This window comes from Rhodococcus sp. H29-C3 (assembly GCF_030063405.1).
GTDB lineage: Bacteria > Actinomycetota > Actinomycetes > Mycobacteriales > Mycobacteriaceae > Rhodococcoides.
The window spans coordinates 60,367-79,621 of record NZ_JASITC010000007.1 but is presented as its reverse complement, the minus strand read 5'-3'; the positions used below and the strand labels follow the sequence as shown (position 1 = coordinate 79,621).

Here is a 19,255-nt window from a genome sequence, read left to right as displayed (position 1 = left end):
GAACCGTGCGACAGTAAATAGAGCACACGACAGTTCTTGGCGGTGAAGATGCCGAGCCGGAAACGTACCGACCATATGAGGACAATTTCTAGCGCAGTCGCTTGCTCAGATAGACAAGTGCATAGCCGTTCGCAGTCGGTACTCGATGCGTTTCCCGGTAGCTGAACCTCGAATAGAGCCGCAGGTTCCCCACACTGTGTTCGCCGGTGAACAGCTTCAGCTCGGTGATGTCCTCAGAAAGTCGCTCTTCCACGAGTTCGAGCAACCGACTTCCCAATCCACGACCCTGCACATCAGGGGCTACGACCAGCCTGCCCACCTCTGCACACCGCGCATTTGCAGGAAGGACACGCACACGTACCGCCCCGACGAGGCGTTGTGCGCCATCGCGCAACCCGAACGAATCCACTTCAGGCTTGTCGAGTTCATTCGTCACCTCGGTCAGCGATTCGACCAACGGAGGAAGATTCAGATCCTCGTGGGCCTGGGCCTCGGTCACGTAAGCGGCACGCTGGAGCGTGAACAGCTCACCCGCGTCCTTCGGCGACAAGGGCACAACAGATTCCATACGTAAAACTATTCCAGAAGAGCTCGGCCCAACCCGCGTCCGACAGCTATCTGGCGGGGACTTGGCCTGATCGGCCAGTAGTTCCTACAGCTGGGGGACCGGGCCACGAAAGTGCCGAAAGGCTGCTTCGATACCGAAGGACAGCGCCACCATGACTGCCAGGACGGTAGCGGGGCCGACGGTGCTCTCGGCGAGTAGAGCTGCAAGCGCGCCGGCACATGCCGTAGCTGCCAGGATGGAGATCCACGGCGTCGATCCACGCTGGCGCGCGGTGCGAGCTTCAGCGGCGTTCACTACGGCAAAGATGATGAGAAAGCCTGCGCTACCCATGGTGGAGATGCTGTTCAGGTCCAGTGCATTCGCCAGCACGGTGGTCGATCCGGAGGTGATCAGCAGCCCTTCGATCGGGTGGTTCCAGATGGGCCGTTGGAGCTGGGCAGGTAGTTCTCTCGACTTCGCGATGACGTAGATCATCCGAGTCGATCCATACAGAGTGGCGTTGATCGCTGAAGCGGTCGACAGCATCGCCGCGATGCCGATCATCGTGAACCCGACTGCTCCGAGGGCGGGGCGGGCGGCCTCGGCCAGCGCATAGTCACGCGCGTCGATCAGGCTTACCAACGGCACGGCTCCCACAGAGACAACAGCGACGAGCACGTACAACACGATCACGAAGAGCACCGAAATGTAGTAGGCCCTCTTGAGGGTGCGCCCGGGATCGTCGACATCCTCGGCGGTGTTGGCGATGAGTTCGAATCCTTCGTAGGCCAAGAAGATGATCATGCCGCCTGCGACGATGGAGATCGGGGAGCTCCATTGTGACGGTTCGAGCCGTTCTGCGGACACCCCCGCCAGCCCGACCACCACGAACAACACCAAGATCGCGATCTTGATCGCCACGACATAGCGCTCGGTGCGAGCGATCGTAGATGCACCGGCGATGTTGAGAACGGTGATGACGACGATCGCCGCTGTGAGAAGGAGATGCTTGCCAAGGCTGCGAAACTCCGGTGGTAGGAAACTGGACGCGTAACTCCCGAACGCCTGCGAATACAGCGCCAACATGACGATGTAGCTCATCCACAGCAGGACATTGATTCCACCGGAGAACAATCCCGTGCCGAACGCACGATTGACGAACGTCACCGTGCCGCCGCGGCTCGGATACGACTTCGAGAGCAGCGCATACGATCTCGCGGTCAACAACGCCACCAGTCCGGCCAGGAGAAACGCGACCGGGGCGGCGCCCTTGGTGATTTGCACCGATAGTCCGAGGACGGCGAAGATCCCGCCACCGACCATGCCTCCGACGCCGATGGCCACAACGCCCCACAATCCGATCGGATGTGAGACCGCATCAGCGGAGTGGGGCATCACCGAAGTCTATTCGCCGCAGTGCACACAAGGAGCGCGAAGAATCGCAGCAGATCAGGAAATGCTGATCGACCCGGTCGTTCCCGTGACCGTCCAGTGTCCGTCGACATTGTCGAGAACATAGGTAAGTCCGATTCCGCAGTCAATGCCGCACCAGAGGTACGCACCGACATGAACCGTCCCATTCTCTTGTTGCTGGGCGGGGATGAAGCTGATGATCGCGCCATCGTTCTCGACTCCGGTGAGGCCGCTTCGTTCCGGTTCGGCTCGCTGGTCCGGGCTCGCAATGAACTCGATGGGGGGGAGATCGCCGGACTTGGTTGTGATCTCGTTCTTCAATTCGGATTCGATGCGCATTCCCTCGTTGCCGAAGGACGGTACCGGGCTAGGCGGTTTACTGCCGTCGACAATGTAGAGGTAGCGGACGGGTGACGGCGCTCGTGCAAACGGATTGTCGACAAGTACGAGTTGGTGCAATGCCGCCACGTATTGCTCTGATTGTTCGCTCGGCGGCTGCGGTCGCGCAGTCGTCGGGTTGAGCTGATCTGCAGCGATGTCAGTGTTTGCACACCCAACCAGGGCAGCAGCAAGGACAACAACGGTCGTCGCCGCCCGGATCCTCATGCTTCGGACAATACCGGTCGCTCACGATCAGCCCTTGCTCGCGCATCAGAGTCCTTGTGACTTTGGATGCTTTCCAGGCAACCGCATCGCCGACAGCTTTTGAATCACGGGTAAGCCGAACAATCACAAAGCCGCGCCACGATCCCGTTGACTGGGATGGGCAATCAGAAGTGGTGGTTTGCTAGGACAGCGTCGATGGCGGTAAGGATCTCGGCGGGCTCGCTACGGGTGGTGTAGTCGAGGTGCACATCGATCCACCGGATCGTGCCTGCTGCATCGACGATGACCACCGTGGGAAAGGGAAGTGTATGAGTGCCGTCGGCATTGATGTCGGCTAGATCGAGTCCGAGGCTCATCTGCGCGTCACGGGCTTGTTTCCCTGTTGCGGTGAGGATGCCGAGTCGGCCCGCGATCTGGTTCCCCGGATCGGAGACCACCGTGTAAGTCAGATCGTTCTTCTGTTGCATCGACAGGGAGCCGTCCGGCTTCTGCGGACTGACAGCCACCAGGGCGACGCCACGAACATCGAGTTCGCTCACCAAAGTTTCCTGGTAGGCACGCAGCGTCAGGTTGCAGTACGGACACCATGCACCTCTGTAGAAGACCACCACTGCAGGGCGCCCCGCCCGGACCGACGCCAACGTAGTGGGATGTCCGCCCTCGTCGACAACGTCTCCGTCGGGCATCGCCGTGCCGGCGGCAGTGACATCTGCCGGTATTCCCGTTGCGGTGGCGCGTGCCAGGTCGGCATCGAAGGCCGCCCGCACATCTGCGGGTAGCCGTGACGCTGATTCCCGCTGTAATTCTGCAACTCGGTCGGCAATCGGTGTGTGGGGATCAGTCATCAGCAGGGCTCCGATTCGATAGGGGTCGTTGGGCGTGGCGATGTTGTCGAGCCGGACGCCTCTCCGTCTTGTTTACAAGTTTGCATTAACGGGATGGGTGCACCGAAATTGTGCTTCGGCCAGCCGAATTCGTCATCTAATACGAGGGCGTGCGCCGAAATCCGGCGCACAACATCGCCGCTACCGCAAGCCAGAACAATAGTCAGATAGAGCCGGCACAGCGTCGATCAGGACGGAACGACACACAGTGCTGGACAAACTACCAATGCCAGGCACTGCCGCCGACATTCTCAATAGTCCGTTGCAGCACTTCGATGGTTGTTACGAAGTCTGCTTCGCTGATGCCCTGCATCCGTTCTTCTTGGAGCCTGCGCTGGATATCCGATCCAACCCGAAACTGTTCGGCACCGTGCTCGGTCTGCTCGATAACCGAACCAGCCAGATGAACGAAGCCTTTCGCGACCGACGATTCGATCGCCTCGATGATGGCTTCCGGTGTGTCGTTGTGGCCGAGCTTCTCGATCGTCTCTTCCCGGTCGACACCGTCGGGAGACAACGAAAGCTGGTGAAGAAGCCACCATTCGGACTGCGAGAGCCCTACCTCATGTAGTGCGCTGCGGGTACGAGCGCGAATTGCCTCGCCAGCTCGCACGGTCCAGAATCCGAGGGGCTGGCGGTTCGGTGGTTGCATGGATATCGGTGGTGTCATGAATCCGACGATAGAACCCAACCCACGGTTGAGGTCAACTCGGCACGATAACTCGTACCGGGCGCGAAATCACCCAAGGGCGCTTTATCCTTTACAGAAACCGAGACGAATCACTCCCATTCCGCATGAGACATCTCGGGAACGGCCGTGGCAGCCGAGCGGCCCCTAGAGTCGTGAGATGACTACATCGCCGGGATCTGTGACCGCAGACGACGTGCTCGAAACAGCCACGGCCGCTGCCTCAGCACTGCGCAGTGCCGCTCCGTACGACTGGTCTGTCGCCGCAGGCGACCTGACGTGGACCTGCTGGGAGACGGTCGAACACACTGCAGACGACTTGTTTTTCTACGCAGCACAACTCGGTGCGGGCGGTACACCCGGCAACCTGCCGATCGAAGCGCGTTCCAGACGGCCGAGCGGTCCAGAGAACTCGATCAGTGTCGATCCGGACAACGGTGTCGAAGGGCTGCTCGACGTGTTCACCGCCATGGCGGCCCTACTGGCAGCGATAGTACGAGTCTCACCGCGGACAGCCCGAGCACATCATGTGTACGGCCTCGCGGATCCTGAAGCGTCAGCCGCTATGGGTGTACTCGAGACGGTCGTCCATACCTTCGACGTAGCGGCTGGTCTCGGCGTTCGGTGGCGAGCAGACGACGCGGTGTGTACCCGGGTCATCGCCCGACTTCTACCCGAAATCGAGCCGACCGACGACGGTTGGTCCACCCTGCTCTGGTCCTGTGGGCGTATCGACCTACCCGGGCGGCCTCGCCGTGAAAAGTGGACTTGGGACAACACCATTCGCGTTCCGAGCCACGCCGCTAGTTCACGGTAACCCTTGCAATCCTCACCAAAGTCCCCCGCAAGCAGTGAGACCTACTCGGGCACCATCGATCCCGCGACCTGAGTAGGGCAATCCAATGTGCCTACTCACGGCCCTTTTCACCGACGATGGTCAGGCCCCGCTTTTTCGACGCGTCGATCCTTACCGCGCTCCCAGCTGCCCAGATCCCGCTCGATAACCACTTGGCACCACCACAGGGTTCGGAACTCCTGACTCGTATCAGTAGAGGTATGCAAGAGTGTTCAAGTGATCGAACCGCAGCCCGCCGACGTCATCGCTGCGGTGATGGCACTGACCCCGCTGAGCGCCGTCTCCGACACAGATCAACGCTGGCAAAAGGTTGCTGCGCCTACCGACTGGACAGCCGCGCATACAGTCGCTCATATCTCCGACGCATTGGTCTTCTACTGCGGGCAGGTCGCGCGGCGCGCGTGCCACGCATTACCCGTGGTCCGCAATGGGCGGGTTGGACATCCGTCAGAGCAGTTGGACAACGCCGTGACGAGCGCTCACATGCTTGCAGGGCTCCTCAGAGATCTCGGCTCCGAACGCGCGTGGCATCCCAGCGGGAACGCAGATCGAGCAGGGTGGGTTGCCATGGCGGTCACCGAGATTCTCATGCACGGATACGACGCTGCGCAGGCACTCGAAATCGACCTCCAATTGCCCGATGTAATTTGCGACCGGACCGTATCGCGGGCATTTCCTTGGGTTGGCCCCGACTACGCGTCCTCGGACAGACTGCTACTCGCGGTGACCGGCAGGATCGAGATCCAAGGTGTGAAGCAAGATCCGCAGTGGTGGTGGCAATCAGCACCGCTCCAGGAGTGGGACGGAAAACCGAGGCAACGAACCATCCAACCCAGATGGTCGTAAGCTCGGGCAACGGCCTCACGCTGGTCGCTCTGGCGTTTGTCGGCCTTGTGATCTACCGAATCGATAACGGCAAACGAATCGATAACGAACAGTCCGATGGTGGCGTCGAACCAGCAGTCGTTCACCCGGTAGAACGGCTCTATCGCTCGCCCGTCCGCGTCGACGAGCACGACCACAAAACAAAAACAACCCGGTACGTCGTCAAGCTGGGACGCTCTCGCTGCTGATCCTCGGATCCTGACAGGGCACACTCGGGATATGACGTTTCCTGATTCCGGCGATTTGGCCCATATCCATCGATGCGTCGAGCTCGCTCGCGAGGCGCTGGACGCAGGTGATAAACCGTTCGGCTCCGTGCTGGTCGACGCCGAGGGCCGCGTGCTGTTCGAGGATCGCAATCGTGTGAGCGGCGGTGACTCCACTCGCCATCCCGAATTCACCATCGTGGAATGGGCCGTAAAGAACTTGAGTAGTGAAGATCGTGCACGGACAACGGTCTACACATCGGGCGAACACTGCCCGATGTGCTCTGCCGCTCACGCCTGGGTAGGTCTCGGCGACATCGTCATTGCGGTGACGAGTGCCCAACTCGCTGCATGGCAGCAGGAGTGGAACGTCGATCCTGGACCGGTTACACCGTTGCCCATCAGCCAGGTGGCACCATCGGTCACGGTCCGAGGACCCGTCGAGGACGTCCGTGACGAGATGCGGTCACTTCATCGTCGCAATGTAGGCCTGTCGGACTAATCAGTTTCCAGCTGAACGGGCCAGGACCAACCTCCCGCTCACCGGTTCGACGTCCGCCGATGTGCCGGTCTTTCCGACCACCGCACCCTTCGCGGCACTGTCGACACCCACACCCACCAGCGAGCAGCGCTCGCCGAGTATCGGTTGGCCGGCCCAGAAGGTGTCCGCCCACGACTGATCGCTGACCAATTTCAACCAGGTGAGGATCGCCTGCGGAGTCGCGGTAACCGCGAGAAGCTGTCCGGCAGTCATCGTGCACCTGGCTTTCGCTCGAACTCCCGTTTTCAAAACGTAGCCGAATAATACTGCAATGTGCATCATGCAAGATGCATAATTTACGGAGGAGCCTTTATCACCCCCTTCGCCCACCCAGGAGCTCACGATGCCTCCATCGATGACCCGCTCTCCCAGACGTCGGCACGCTGCAGTTGCGGCCATGCTCACGGTGATCACGTTCACCGCCTCGTGCTCGTCGGACACGAGTCCTCCGACTACCGACTCGGCAGCTACCGCATCTTCGGCTACGAGCACGCAGTCCGGCGATAGCGCGTTGGTGCCGTTCGACACCACCGCGATGGATGCAGTCGTCGACGAAACTGCACAGGAATTACGCGAAATCGGTATGGTCGTCCTCATCGAAACCCCCGATGGAAAGTATACAAACAGCTGGGGTGCAACAGAACTGGGCGGATCCGAGACACCGACGCTCGATACCAGCATTCGTATCGGATCCAACACGAAGACGTGGACGGGTACCGCCATTCTGCAGATGGTCCAAGAAGGAAAGTTGTCGGTCGACGACCCGGTGAGCAAGTACCGACCCGACGTGCCGAATGGGGAGAACATCACCATCGGACAAATGCTCGATATGCGTAGCGGACTCTACAACTACACCGAAACCGTGGATCTCAATCAGGCCTTGGACGACAATCCCGCACGGGTATGGACGCCGGAAGAACTTGTTGCACTAGGACTTTCCAATCCGGCCTACTTTCCTCCCGGTGAGGGGTGGCACTACTCCAACACCAACACGGTGCTCCTAGGCTTGATCGCCGAAAAACTCGACGGAAAGCCGATCGACCAGATTTTTCAAGATCGGTTCTTCTCGAAACTGAACATGAACGGGACCTCGTTTCCTTTGAGCACCGATACCGCAATTCCTGCGCCGTTCGCGCGGGGATACTCCTACAGCGGCAACATCGAGACTCTCGGTGAGGGCAAGGATTCGCTGTCGCCGGAGAGACTGGCCGAGATCGAGTCCGGGTCCGTATCACCGCGCGATACGACTGGCGACAATCCTTCATGGACTTGGTCGGCGGGACAGGGGATCTCGACGGTCAACGATCTCGCGACGTGGGTACAGGCGATGGTGAAGGGTGATCTTCTCGACGAAAAGACACAGAAGCTGCGGATGGATAGCGTCGCTTCCACGGACCCTGAATCACCTAAGGCCGCCAACTACGGGTACGGCATCGCACAGATGGGCCCTCTCTTCGGCCACACAGGTGAGCTGCCAGGCTACAACTCGTTCATGGGGTACGACCCCGTCAACGACGTCACGATGGTCATCTGGGGGAATCTTGCTCCGACGGCAGAAGGCAAAGCCCCTGCCGCACGGCTAGCGGAGAAACTGATCGGCTATGTCTACGCGACGACCGGTGGGAACGACAACGAAAATACCGCCGACGACATCGGCGAGGTAGGTGAGACGGAAGGCAACTGAGTCATTCATTAGGCTCGGTGCTTTGTATCGGTAAGGACCCGGAGGGAATATCAGAGTGGCTCGTGAGGATTTGAATACGACGTCGTATGTGATCCTCGGATTGCTGGTGTCGCGAGATTGGTCGGCTTATGAGATCGCAGAACACTTCGGCAAGGGCATCGGCGAACTGTGGCCACGCGCGGACAGGCAGCGCTACAACGCCCCCAAGAAGTTGCTGAACCTCGGACTGGTTACTGCTACGAACCAGGCGGTCGGTGCTCGAAACAGGACTGTCTACTCGATTACAACGGCAGGACGCGATGCATTGGCGTCGTGGCTTCCGACAGAATCGCGTCCTTCCGCTTTCGAGTTCGAGGGCATGATCCGCGTGCTGGTGGCGGAACAAGGAAACATCGACGATCTGAGGAACAACCTCGTGACCATGCGCGATCAAGCGGCCCAAAGCCGCAGCCTGTTCGGAATGAACGCCGTCCTGATCAGAGAGACAGACGGTGGATCCTTCCCGGAGCGCGAACACCTCATGGCGCTCGCCAACAACTTCATGATGGGGCACTTCAGCCACATCGTCGAATGGGCCGAGTGGGCCCTCGGTGAAATCGCAGACTGGCCCGACACCATCTCCCCCGCTACCAGCCACCATCAGCGCAGCCGCGCAATTCTCGCGGAGTCGGCCGTTTTCGCTCCCACCACCGGTAAATTTCCTACTCCGAAGTAATGAGCGTTCGCATCCGAAAGGAGGGCCTGCGGAAGAACCGACGTGCCGGCACCGTCGGGAGGCAGATCCGACCTACAGAGGGGTAACAATTCCCATGATTCGCCGCAGAATCGAAGCGACCAGCCGTCTTGCCGTCCTGACAGCCGTGGCGCTCGCGGTGGTGAGTTCTGCGACCGGATTGGCTGCCGCCGAACCGGCTTCACCGGCAGCGGTTCAACCTTTGCCCTCGGCCGATCCGTTCTACGACTGGACCGACTCGCTCGACACTGCGGCACCTGGTGCTGTCCTACGTACCCGGCCCGCGGCATACGGCGCGCCTGGAATTGCTACACCGATCACGTCTACGCAGGTGCTCTACCGGACGACCGATCAACAGGGCAGCCCAGTGACGACAGTCGCGACAGTTCTGCGGCCACTCGTCCCAGGACCGACCAAACTGATCTCGTTCCACACCGCCTACGACGGTCTCGGCACCGAATGCGACCCGTCGTACACCCTGAGCGGACACGGCGACAGCCGCACCGCGACGATCGAGCAGACCGTCATCGCCGGGTACATGGCCGCCGGGTACACCGTCGTCGTCCCTGACTACGAGGGCGAGGATCTCGAGTGGACCATCGGACGCCAGTCAGGGTATGCAGCACTCGACGGGATCCGCGCCACGGAATCGGTTCTCGCACTGCCTGCGTCGACGCCGGTCGGGCTCATCGGTTACTCGGGTGGATCGGTGCCCACACAGTGGGGCGCCGAGATGGCCCCCCAGTACTCACCGGAGCTGAACATCGTCGGTGCCGCAGCAGGCGGCCCGCCGGTCGATTTCGCCCGAAACTTGCCATACGTCAGTGGGTCCAAGGATTGGGCCGGCGTGATCCCCGCCCTGATCGTCGCCTACCAACGGGCCTACGGCATCGATACCGACGCATTTCTCTCGGACAAGGGCAAGAACATCGTCGACGCCGTCCAATCGAACTGCATCAACGGTTTCGCGTCCAGCTACCCGGGGCTGACCGACACCGAAATGCTCGCAGCGCCGTACACCTCCCTCCTTCAGGTGCCCGCGGCAGTCGAGGTCGTCAGCGACAACATCATGGGAAGTACTGGAACACCAACCGTCCCAATCCTTCTCGGGGTCGGCGATTCCGACGGCATCGGCGATACGGTGATGGTCACCGGTGATGTGGAAGGGCTCGCGCACGAGTACTGCAACCGTGGCGTCGCGGTCACCTACTCCCAATACACCGGCTTGGACCACACCAAAGCCTTCGTACCGTTCCAGGCCCAAGCAGCCCAGTTTCTCACTGAACGCTTCGCCGGCGCCGCACCCACGAATAACTGCGCCGTGATCGGACCAGGAAACGATCTGACTCCAACACCCATCCCCTGAGCATTCGATCGACACAGGATCACTGTGCAATGGGCCTACACATCCTCGAAGACCGTCTCACCTCCGACAACGGTGCGGAGAACCTTCAGTGCCGACAGATCGACCGGGCCGTCCTCCAATGGATCGCCGTCGAGCACCACAAAATCTGCCAACAGACCAACGGCTATCCGGCCCTTGTCAGCGGCTTCGCCGGTAATTTGCGCAGCAGCACTTGTGTAGCCGGACAACGCAACGTCGGCGCTCACCCGTTGCTCGGCGCCCAGAACGTGACCCTCACGGGTCACCCGATGTACGGCGGTATTCATAGTGAAAAGCGGATTGACCGGGGTCACCGGGCAATCACAATGCAAAGCAAAAGGAAGGCCGGCCGCCACTACCGACGCAACCGGGCTGATCCGCTCACCGCGCCGCTGTCCCAGGAACCGATCGCGGTGTCGATCGCCCCAGTAGTAAACATGATTGACGAAAATGGATGCGACAACGCCTAGCTCGGCCATTCGTTCGATCTGATCGTCGCGCAAAGTCTGCACGTGTTCGAGGCGATGCATAATTCCGGTTTCAGGGTGCGCAGCCTGAGCCGCCGCAATAGCGTCGAGCGCAAAATCGATGGCCTGATCGCCGTTGGTGTGAATTGCAAGCTGGCGCCCTGCGGCATGATGTTCGTTCACCAGTGCATCGAGCGAACCCGACGGAATTGCCATTCCGCCGCAATGGCATCCACCCAGATCGTGGTAAGGCTCGGTCAATGCTGCGGTATGCAGCTGAATCGAACCATCCGAAATCAGCTTGACCCCTCCCACATTCACCAAGGCGGTCGGTTCGGGAGTTTCGCCCAGCTGATCGTGGACACCGTGTCCGAGGTACAGGCGCGCCCGCAGTCGCAGTTCGCCGGTCTCTTCGAGTTCACGGTAAGTGCCGTACATCTCTTTCGTCACGAACATGTCGTGGAAGCTCGTCACACCCACCGAGGCCATCACTTCCTGAGCGCGCAAGAGAGCGAGACTCGAAGCTTTGTGGTCGACGGCCGGGGTCAGTTTGTACACCAGGGACATTGCCGGCACTTCACACAACTCGCCGGTCGGAACACCGTCAGCCCCACGAACGATGACTCCGCCCTCCGGATCGACCGTCGTAGCATCGATACCGCACATCTCCAGGGCCACAGAGTTGACATAGACGCCGTGGCCAGACAAGTGACGCACCATGATCGGATGCTGGACCGATGCCCGGTCGAGATCAGCCGTCGTCAATCCCCGATCTTCGGCCACCAGGCTGTCGTCGAATCCCCACGCCTGGACAACCTCACCGGCCGGTGTTGTCGCCGCCCGCTCACCCAGCGCGGCGATGACCTCCTCGATCGTGGGGCACGCACCGGTCGTCGCATTGACGTTACTGAGCCACATGCCCCACATGATCGGGTGCAGATGTGTCTCGATGAATCCCGGAACAACCACTGCCCCAGCCAAATCCACTACCTGAATGTCGGGCCCCCCCAACGCTGTGATCTCGGCGTCGGATCCGACCGCGACAAACCTGCCGCCCTTGGTGAACAGTGCCGTCGGTGCGGCGACAGAAGCACCGTCCATTGTTCTGATGTCACCATTGATGTAGATACGGTCGGCCGCGACGGTCATGCTTTGATCTCCATTCGTCTGCCGACATCACGCGTCGGTAATTTCACTACAGGCTGGCGCGTCGCGACAACCACTCCGGCAAGAATCAGCACCGCACCCACAATCTGCACAATGCTGGGGATTTGAGAAAGCAGGACGGCACCGAACAGCAGCGCCGACGCTGATTGCAGCACCAGGCTGGCTGCGATATTTCCCGCCGGCAACCGTTGGCTGGCACTCGCTACCAAAAGCCAGCCCACTACCTGAGATACCAAGGCCAACAAAATGAGCCAACCTTGCGCCGCCAAAGGTGGTGCAAGATCAAGAGTTCCGGTGACCACGCCGAACAATCCGGCCGTCACACCGGTGGCCGCAGTGGAGACCAGCATCGGCAGACCAGTCCTACCGGCAGCACGCGTCGCCAAGCCCATCATGAAGATGTACACGGCATAGGCTCCTGCTGCAATGATCGCGAAGGAAGCACCTACCGTCGGATTGGCTCCAGTCAACGAGGTACTCATTCCCGCAACAAGCGCGACGCCGACAAAGAGCAGCGGCATACTCGTCAGTAGTGCCCTAGTGATGCGCTGACGCAGGACCACGTACCCAAGGATAGCCACGAACACGACCTGCAGGTTCAGCAGAACCGTCGACAGTCCGGCGCCGATCGAGTGGATCGCCTCATGCCAGAGCACCAGGTCGATACCCAGGAACACACCCGCGACGACGGCTTTGGTCACCCACCGACCGGGAGTCGGATGAGCTTGCGGGCGACGTCGTTGCACGAGGACGACGATCACGAGCGGGATCAAGGCGTACAGACACCGAAAGAACGCACCGGTCGCGGGCGAGACCCCGGACAAGTCGTACAGGATCGAGGTCATTCCCAGGATGCAAGCGCCCGTCACAACTACCTGCAGATCTCGGCGACGTCGAGCATCGCGAGTTGCATCGCGAACGACACCTAGGGATGGAGCATCACTCATGGTGATACGCTATCACTTTCGTATCGCCGCGTTCCCACAAGGGAAGATGTTCACATGAGAATCCCGGTCACCCGCGAACGCATCATCACCGCCGCCGCCGAACTCGTGGACAGTCACGGGCCCGACGCCTTGGTCCTCAGTCGACTCGCCGACACCCTCGACGTGCGACAGTCAGCTTTGTACAAGCATGTAGACGGTGTCGACGACGTCCAGCATCAACTAAGCCTGCTCGCGCGACAGATGCTGGCAGAGGACCTCCGCGCAGCCGCCGTCGGGCTCGCCAAGGACGACGCCGTCATCGCACTCGCCGACGCGTGGCGTAATTTCGTCCGTTCACACCCCGGGCTGTATGCCATTACCGACCGCTACCCCACCGCCCCGCACGCCGACCTCGTGGACGCCGTCGGCGAGGTTGTCGACGTCATCAATCGCGTCATTGCCGGCTATGGATTGAGCGCGGATGATTCCGAACAAGCAGCATGGTCCCTGCGCAGCGCTCTGCACGGGTTCTGTGTCCTCGAAGCGCAAGAAGGTTATCCGGCCGGCGCGGACCCCGACCGTGTGTACCGACGCCTGGTAGAACTGTTGTGTGCTGGCGTCATCGGCATTCTCACCCCACTGGTGAGCGGTGGAAAATAGCGCTCATCAAGCGATCTGCAAGGTCGCTAGTTCGAATGAATCTGTATCGCCAACCTACACACCAATGCCCACAAGGGTTCTCAGACGCCGAAAGGCGATCACGCCTCGATATCAGACTCCCTTATTGCGGCCCGCAACGCTCCTCGGTGGTCCTGCCCGTTCATGTCGAGCCTCGCGATCGGGCACATCCATGCAGCTGTTGGCTCGGGCTCAGCGCGTCGATCATGTGCGGGCTTGTAAACGGCAGTTCCTTGTGGCCGATGAGTTTCGATCCGACTACTCGTCTACACGCTGTATCCCGACGAACCGGGTACCGCAACCAAGGAAGTGTGACCGCTATGCCCGCAAAGATCTCCGTAAGTTTCCCGACCGCAGACCTCGAACGTAGCAAGACCTTCTACACCGCTATCGGCGCGACAATCGATCCGCTCCTCACCGACAGTAAAGTCGCCTGCCTGGTGTGGGACCACGATCTACAGTTCATGCTCCTGACCCGTGAGTTTTTCGCCGAGTTCACCGACAAACCTGTCGCCGACCCAGCCAAGAGCGCGCAAGTGCAGATTGCGCTGGCCCTCGGCTCGAGGGACGCCGTTGACACTGTCGTCCAGGCGGGTCTGCGCGCCGGAGGTTCCGAACCTCGGCCTGCCCAGGATCACGGTTTCATGTACGACCGCGACCTGGAAGATCCCGACGGCAACAACCTGGCCTTCGTGTGCATGGCACCAGCGGCGGTCAAGCAGGAGCTGAGCGAGACAGTCACCGCAACATAGCCGGTATCCCGACGCGAACCGGGACCGACTTATCCCACCAGTTCAGGGAATGCCTCGCGGAGTGCCGCGTAGAGAGCCGGGGTCTGTAAACCGTACGCATGCGAAGCGTGGACAATTGTCTCGATCGCAGCCCTGTGCGGATCCGGGTCCTGCGCGCTGAACAACGTAGGAATGGTCATGAACCGGGGTTCGCCTCTACCGTCGAACGGAGTCCTCGGTCGACCACTGACGACTGTCGCGCTCGAAGACGTCGTGGCACCTCCACCCGCGAGATCCGCGAAAAGCGGCGCAAACGCATCGTTGATCTGCGCGATGTCTGCGAATGGTGCCGGAGGAGTTCGGTTCTCGGCCAGTGCATCGAGCGCCGGCCGCACCCACGGCAGGTCTGCCAGTCCAGCGTGGACGCATGCCGCTTTCGCGCAGTACACCGCGATGCGGCGCGCGGTCGCGGCGTCGGTAGCGAGGAGTCCGACTACGAGGTCGCGGTCGAACTCGGCGAGCGTCTGGCCGCCGTTGAAACCCGCGACCTGCTCGATCGGCTCCGACCGAGCCAGACGTCGCTGTTCGAGGTCCACTCGCTCCACCATCTCCGTGCTCCCGTCCTCATGAAAGACGGTGATCCAACTCGGCTCCTCGTTGCCGTACGGAACGGGCTCGGACATCAGCTCGGCATTCTCCGGCACGCCGTACCCGGGCATGTTCCACTGGATCGCTGGTCGCGTAGCCGTGCCGTCGTCAGGCCAGAGCCGAATTCGCCAAGTATCGCCCGGCGTGGTCTCACCTGGCCATCCGTAATTGACGAATCCGCGGCCCACCACCTGCACCAGGTACTTACCAGGCGGCACCGCGCAATCGACCGGACTCATGGTGGTCGAGTCGATCTGCACCACACCCTCGGGTCCCACCTCGAGGCGATCCTCACATATCTGCTGCCACTCATCGTCGTCGCTGGGAGGACGTGCATCGAACAATTCGACAGCAATAGGCATTTCGAAGTTGTTCTGATGCGGGTTCAGCACCACCATCGTGAGGCCGTCACCCGAGTTCGGTTGCGCTGCAAGAGCGTATTCGAGAAGCGGGAACTCGTTCTCCTCGTCGCCCAAGCCTCCACGCAGGTAGAACTGGCCGTGGTCCATCATCAACGTCACATGCTGCGATGTCATCGGCTGCGAAAGTGGTTCGGTCATGACTGCACAGTGCCACGGCGTGGCACGCCCCCGCATCCTGAAAGCCGGGCGCACCTGAGGTGGGACTCATTCCCGGCATAATGATCGAACGCGTCCCGACGAGAGGTGCCAGACCCTTCATGAACAGTGCAGACGACCAGCGACTTGCCACAGAGTCGATCGAACAAGGAGACCCGACAGGCTGGTTCGACAAGCTCTACCGCGAAGCGGCCGACGGTAACGCCGTCGTTCCATGGCATCGCGAGGAACCCAATCCGCTGATCGTGCAATGGGCGCAGAGCCGTGCCGAAGGCGGACGCACTGCCCTCGTGGTCGGATGTGGGTACGGGACGGATTCCGAATTCATCGCGTCCCTCGGTTACGAGACAACAGCATTCGATGTCTCCCCCACCGCCATCGAGGCTGCGCGGAAGCGTTTCCCCCAGTCGGCGGTGAACTACAAGGTTGCCGATGTTCTTGCGATGCCGACGCAGTGGCGGGGAGCATTCGACGTGGTGATCGAATCGATCACGGTTCAGTCGATGCCGCTGTGGGTGCGGTCCGACGCCATCACTGCGATTGCCTCGACCGTGTCGGCCGGCGGAACGCTGCTGGTCGTCTCCGGAATCCGCGAGGAAGGCGTCGATGTCGACGGGCCTCCATGGCCGTTGACCAGGACCGAGATCGAATCCTTCTCCTCACACGGTCTGACCACTTCCGAGATCGAAGAGGTAGCTGCCGAGAACCGTTGGCGAGCAACCTTCGTCAACCATCAGGGCCGTACGACGGGCAGGTGAGTCATGCGCTCACGAATGATTATCGGAACCCTCGTTGTGGCAGCATCGGCGAGCGGATGCGGCAACGCCATAGACACGGACATCGTCGGTAGGACCGCACTGGCACGCGACGCGGACGGCTCGGTGCTGGTTCTGGTCGACGCATGCCGCGGCAGTGTCGATTCCATCGGAATCTACGCCGGCCGCCAGGGACTGGCCGATAACGAGGTGAATCCGACCCTCGGCGAACTTCGAGCATCGAGCCCCCAATCGGGACGAATCGAAGTGCCACTGACTGCACCCGCCGACCCGTGGGCTGCGGATGCTGCAGTCGTACTTTCGGAGGACCCCGATTCACTGTTCATCGTCATTGCCTCCCGGGAAGGCGAGAACGCCCAAGCAGCCCAGGTCTCGGCAACACAGAACGAGGTGGACGCTCTGCTGCCAGGGCATGTCCTCACCGCGTCGTCACAGGTGGTCTCCGAAGCCGAATTTCACGACGCGTGCTGAACCAAGTCAGTGATCTATAACCTGTATGAATCACCCAGTCATGTCCGGAGGTTTCGTTCTTTGGAGAAGGACGGAGCCATGTCCCCAGGCTCGCAGAGGTGGTGCCCACCTTAGTTGCGTGAATGTGCGGTGCGGATAGTCGCGCAAGTCCAGCTCGGACACGCCTCGGAACGGGCGGCGATCGAGTCGGTCGCGGGAAACCGACGCCTAATCTATGCAACGGCACCAAATTTGTGTCCATTGCGGGGCTGCCGCTGTCCTTTGCCGGTGTGGCCGACGAGAACCGAATACGGTTCGGACCGTAAGAACAGTACTTACTCTGGTCACCAAACATCGCACTCCAGCTCTACGCACGCCCTCGCCGGATCGCGCTGAAGCACATATTCGGCGCCGAGATTTCCTGCCCGCAGCCCTGGTTGACTATGCGCGGGGCCGCGGAGCGCCGCAACAACGGCAGGAAGGCGCTGGTACCCACCGCCGCAAACGGAAGCGGCAGATGATGGGAACCGGGTGACTGCCGCTCGGTATGCACGCTACGCAGCCTACGTCCGGCCTTGATCATGAAATATGGTTCGGAAGGCCGAACTCTACAACGCAGGGTACGGATCCGCGCAGCGCTCGCCTCAGATTGGCAACACGACTGCACTGACGAATTCATTGCGTATCCAGGCGATGAACAGCCCCCACGCTCCTGTCAGCAACGCGACTCCGACGGCGATCATGATGATGCCGCCCGCTACCTTCATCTTCTGCGAATTCCTTCGTAGCCAGCCGACGCCGCGCATCGCCGAACTCGAGCCGAACGCCAGGACCACGAACGGTAGACCAAGCCCAAGGCAGTAGGCGATGATGAGGGTGACGCCGCGCGCTGCCGTCGCGCCTTCGGTGCCGGCAGCAACGGACAGCACTCCGGCGAGGGTGGGGCCGAGGCACGGCGTCCATCCGAGCGCGAACACGCCACCGAGCAGCGGCGCTCCAGCAATAGACGAGATGCGTTGCGGCGCGAATCGAGTGTCGCGTTGGAATGCGGGAATGAACCCGATGAACGTCAAGCCCATGATGATCGTAATGACACCGCCAACGCGTTGGAGCACCTGTTCGTTGATGCGCAGGGTGCCGATTACCCCGAAGATCGAGGCGGTGGCGAGGACGAAAACGACTGTGAAGCCAGCTACGAACAATGACGCGGCGCCGGCCACACGCCAGCGGCTTGCCAGCTTCGGGGGCGCTCCACTGGTCGAGGCGCCGAGCGGCTGAGCGTCGGCGCCAACGATGCCCGCCAGGTACGACAGGTAACCCGGAACCAGGGGCACCACGCACGGTGATGCGAACGAGACCAAACCTGCGAGCATACATGCGGCGATCGCCAGAACCAGTGGTCCGCTCGATGCCGCATTCTGGAACGTCGAGCCGACGCCTTGGGCAAGAAGACTGGTCATTCGGCTGCTATCCGTTCGACGACAGGGAGGAGATCCTCGGTGAGAAGGGCACGCATGAAGACCGCCGCTACCCGGTGCTCTCGATCGAGTACCAGCGTCGAGGGAATCACGCTGGTCGGGTAGTTCCCACCGAGGGCGATCAGCGTCCGCATCGCGGGGTCGTAGATCGAGGGGTAGGAGACGTTGTTATCGACAACGAAGTCTTGGGCCTTGTCTTTCTGTGGATCTCGAACGTTGATGCCGAGGAACTGCACTCCGCTGTCTTTGGTGCTTTCGAAGACTTCTTCGAGATCGTCGGCTTCGCCGCGGCAGGGGCCGCACCATTGGCCCCAGAGATTGATCACGACGACGTCACCGCCGTAATCCGACAGAGCGGTGTTCTTGCCTTCCTCCATCAGGTCAGGTCCCGCGAGTTCGCCTATGATTCCGCGTGTTTCGGGAGGATCGTAGAAAATGTCGGTTCGACCGCCGGGTGCCACGAAGTCGAAACTACCTCCAGATGACGTGGCGTCTGCGCCGGCGGAACATCCGGAAACCAGAAGGACAACAGCAAGGACCGATGCCGCTAACGCGGCAGGCCGCCTGCCCTGTTTCGCTGTACGTGCCCACACAGGGCGGCGAACTCTCATGAAGCGAAATCCATTTCTGCAGTGCAGATCTGCTTTGTCGGATCGAAAACCGCAGCGTCGGTGACACGTGCGATGCCCCCGTCTGGACTGAGGATGAAGCTCAAGGGCAGGACCGACGGAGCAGAGAGAGCGTCCCGGACGGCGCCGTCGTCGATGTAGTTCGGGTACCGAATGCCCAGTTGAGTCAGCAGCGCGGCCTCGTCGTCGGGTCGCGCCTCGACGGCGATTCCGATGACCCGGATCGCCTCGGGTTCTTCAGCGATCGATAAAGCCACAAGCGCGAGCATCAGGATCGGCCAGCCGCGCCTCACGATCGAG

23 protein-coding genes are annotated in these 19,255 nt (G+C 61.0%); 11 read left to right on the top strand and 12 right to left on the bottom strand.

All coding sequences use genetic code 11. From position 1 onward, the window contains the following. Positions 1-88: 88 nt before the first annotated feature. The 5 genes from QMK32_RS16855 to QMK32_RS16835 all read right to left on the bottom strand — a co-directional run bounded on the left by QMK32_RS16855 (position 89) and on the right by QMK32_RS16835 (position 4,120). On the bottom strand, positions 89-568 hold the full coding sequence (locus QMK32_RS16855) for a GNAT family N-acetyltransferase (protein ID WP_283476254.1): 480 nt from the start codon (positions 566-568) through the stop codon (positions 89-91). A gap of 84 nt (positions 569-652) precedes the next feature. Continuing rightward, positions 653-1,942: an APC family permease gene (locus tag QMK32_RS16850; RefSeq protein ID WP_283476252.1), complete on the bottom strand. Its 1,290-nt coding sequence runs from the start codon at positions 1,940-1,942 to the stop codon at positions 653-655. Between the two features lie 54 nt (positions 1,943-1,996). Then, entirely contained in the window at positions 1,997-2,566 is a 570-nt protein-coding gene (locus tag QMK32_RS16845) for a hypothetical protein (RefSeq protein WP_283476251.1), read from the bottom strand. Between the two features lie 164 nt (positions 2,567-2,730). Then, entirely contained in the window at positions 2,731-3,411 is a 681-nt protein-coding gene (locus QMK32_RS16840) for a peroxiredoxin-like family protein (protein ID WP_283476250.1), read from the bottom strand. A gap of 259 nt (positions 3,412-3,670) precedes the next feature. Then, a complete protein-coding gene (locus QMK32_RS16835; RefSeq protein WP_283476249.1) occupies positions 3,671-4,120 on the bottom strand; it encodes a winged helix DNA-binding protein in 450 nt (149 codons plus the stop codon). A gap of 178 nt (positions 4,121-4,298) precedes the next feature. On the opposite strand from QMK32_RS16835, the gene QMK32_RS16830 reads away from it, so the two are divergent. The 4 genes from QMK32_RS16830 (at position 4,299) to QMK32_RS16815 (ending at position 6,587) form a co-directional block, all read left to right on the top strand. Next, entirely contained in the window at positions 4,299-4,955 is a 657-nt protein-coding gene (locus QMK32_RS16830; protein WP_283476248.1) for a hypothetical protein, read from the top strand. A gap of 255 nt (positions 4,956-5,210) precedes the next feature. Beyond that, positions 5,211-5,840, top strand: a complete 630-nt coding sequence (locus QMK32_RS16825) for a maleylpyruvate isomerase mycothiol-dependent enzyme family protein (RefSeq protein WP_283476247.1) — start codon at positions 5,211-5,213, stop codon at positions 5,838-5,840. Next, positions 5,831-6,067, top strand: a complete 237-nt coding sequence (locus QMK32_RS16820) for a hypothetical protein (RefSeq protein WP_283476245.1) — start codon at positions 5,831-5,833, stop codon at positions 6,065-6,067. The genes QMK32_RS16825 and QMK32_RS16820 overlap by 10 nt, the downstream gene beginning before the upstream one ends. A 31-nt stretch (positions 6,068-6,098) precedes the next feature. Continuing rightward, on the top strand, positions 6,099-6,587 hold the full coding sequence (locus tag QMK32_RS16815; RefSeq protein ID WP_283476244.1) for a nucleoside deaminase: 489 nt from the start codon (positions 6,099-6,101) through the stop codon (positions 6,585-6,587). Here QMK32_RS16815 and QMK32_RS16810 read toward each other — a convergent pair whose 3' ends face one another. Continuing rightward, positions 6,588-6,839 carry a hypothetical protein gene (locus QMK32_RS16810; protein ID WP_283476243.1) on the bottom strand — a complete coding sequence of 84 codons (252 nt, stop codon included), beginning with the start codon at positions 6,837-6,839 and terminating at the stop codon, positions 6,588-6,590. Positions 6,840-6,969: 130 nt separating this feature from the next. Between QMK32_RS16810 and QMK32_RS16805 the strand changes: the two genes are divergently transcribed. The 3 genes from QMK32_RS16805 (at position 6,970) to QMK32_RS16795 (ending at position 10,409) form a co-directional block, all read left to right on the top strand. Further along, the gene (locus tag QMK32_RS16805; RefSeq protein ID WP_283476242.1) at positions 6,970-8,310 is read left to right on the top strand and encodes a serine hydrolase domain-containing protein; all 1,341 of its coding nucleotides are present in this window, start codon (positions 6,970-6,972) and stop codon (positions 8,308-8,310) included. 55 nt (positions 8,311-8,365) lie between these two features. Next, the gene (locus tag QMK32_RS16800; protein WP_136172187.1) at positions 8,366-9,025 is read left to right on the top strand and encodes a PadR family transcriptional regulator; all 660 of its coding nucleotides are present in this window, start codon (positions 8,366-8,368) and stop codon (positions 9,023-9,025) included. A gap of 94 nt (positions 9,026-9,119) precedes the next feature. Continuing rightward, positions 9,120-10,409 (top strand): lipase family protein, encoded by a 1,290-nt coding sequence (locus QMK32_RS16795; RefSeq protein ID WP_283476240.1) that lies wholly within the window; start codon positions 9,120-9,122, stop codon positions 10,407-10,409. Positions 10,410-10,444: 35 nt separating this feature from the next. Here QMK32_RS16795 and QMK32_RS16790 read toward each other — a convergent pair whose 3' ends face one another. Both QMK32_RS16790 and QMK32_RS16785 read right to left on the bottom strand, forming a co-directional pair. Further along, positions 10,445-12,043 carry an amidohydrolase gene (locus QMK32_RS16790; protein ID WP_283476239.1) on the bottom strand — a complete coding sequence of 533 codons (1,599 nt, stop codon included), beginning with the start codon at positions 12,041-12,043 and terminating at the stop codon, positions 10,445-10,447. After that, entirely contained in the window at positions 12,040-13,008 is a 969-nt protein-coding gene (locus QMK32_RS16785) for a DMT family transporter (RefSeq protein ID WP_283476237.1), read from the bottom strand. Before QMK32_RS16785 ends, QMK32_RS16790 begins: the two co-directional genes overlap by 4 nt. A 54-nt stretch (positions 13,009-13,062) precedes the next feature. Between QMK32_RS16785 and QMK32_RS16780 the strand changes: the two genes are divergently transcribed. Together QMK32_RS16780 and QMK32_RS16775 are read left to right on the top strand one after the other, a co-directional pair. Then, positions 13,063-13,647 carry a TetR/AcrR family transcriptional regulator gene (locus QMK32_RS16780; RefSeq protein WP_283476236.1) on the top strand — a complete coding sequence of 195 codons (585 nt, stop codon included), beginning with the start codon at positions 13,063-13,065 and terminating at the stop codon, positions 13,645-13,647. Positions 13,648-13,985: 338 nt separating this feature from the next. Further along, positions 13,986-14,417 carry a VOC family protein gene (locus QMK32_RS16775; protein WP_283476235.1) on the top strand — a complete coding sequence of 144 codons (432 nt, stop codon included), beginning with the start codon at positions 13,986-13,988 and terminating at the stop codon, positions 14,415-14,417. Positions 14,418-14,446: 29 nt separating this feature from the next. On the opposite strand, the gene QMK32_RS16770 is transcribed toward QMK32_RS16775, so the two are convergent. Continuing rightward, positions 14,447-15,604 carry a hypothetical protein gene (locus tag QMK32_RS16770; RefSeq protein WP_283476234.1) on the bottom strand — a complete coding sequence of 386 codons (1,158 nt, stop codon included), beginning with the start codon at positions 15,602-15,604 and terminating at the stop codon, positions 14,447-14,449. Between the two features lie 119 nt (positions 15,605-15,723). Between QMK32_RS16770 and QMK32_RS16765 the strand changes: the two genes are divergently transcribed. Together QMK32_RS16765 and QMK32_RS16760 are read left to right on the top strand one after the other, a co-directional pair. Continuing rightward, positions 15,724-16,380 (top strand): class I SAM-dependent methyltransferase, encoded by a 657-nt coding sequence (locus tag QMK32_RS16765; protein ID WP_283476233.1) that lies wholly within the window; start codon positions 15,724-15,726, stop codon positions 16,378-16,380. Between the two features lie 3 nt (positions 16,381-16,383). After that, positions 16,384-16,869 (top strand): hypothetical protein, encoded by a 486-nt coding sequence (locus QMK32_RS16760; RefSeq protein WP_283476232.1) that lies wholly within the window; start codon positions 16,384-16,386, stop codon positions 16,867-16,869. Between the two features lie 623 nt (positions 16,870-17,492). Here QMK32_RS16760 and QMK32_RS16755 read toward each other — a convergent pair. Genes QMK32_RS16755 through QMK32_RS16745 form a run of 3 tightly spaced genes read right to left on the bottom strand, consistent with a single transcriptional unit; the run spans position 17,493 to position 19,248 of the window. Beyond that, positions 17,493-18,308 (bottom strand): cytochrome c biogenesis CcdA family protein, encoded by an 816-nt coding sequence (locus QMK32_RS16755; RefSeq protein WP_283476231.1) that lies wholly within the window; start codon positions 18,306-18,308, stop codon positions 17,493-17,495. Next, complete coding sequence (locus tag QMK32_RS16750; protein WP_283476230.1) at positions 18,305-18,937, bottom strand: TlpA disulfide reductase family protein; 633 nt, start codon at positions 18,935-18,937, stop codon at positions 18,305-18,307. The genes QMK32_RS16755 and QMK32_RS16750 overlap by 4 nt, the downstream gene beginning before the upstream one ends. Next, the gene (locus tag QMK32_RS16745; RefSeq protein WP_283476229.1) at positions 18,934-19,248 is read right to left on the bottom strand and encodes a TlpA family protein disulfide reductase; all 315 of its coding nucleotides are present in this window, start codon (positions 19,246-19,248) and stop codon (positions 18,934-18,936) included. Before QMK32_RS16745 ends, QMK32_RS16750 begins: the two co-directional genes overlap by 4 nt. Positions 19,249-19,255: the final 7 nt, after the last annotated feature.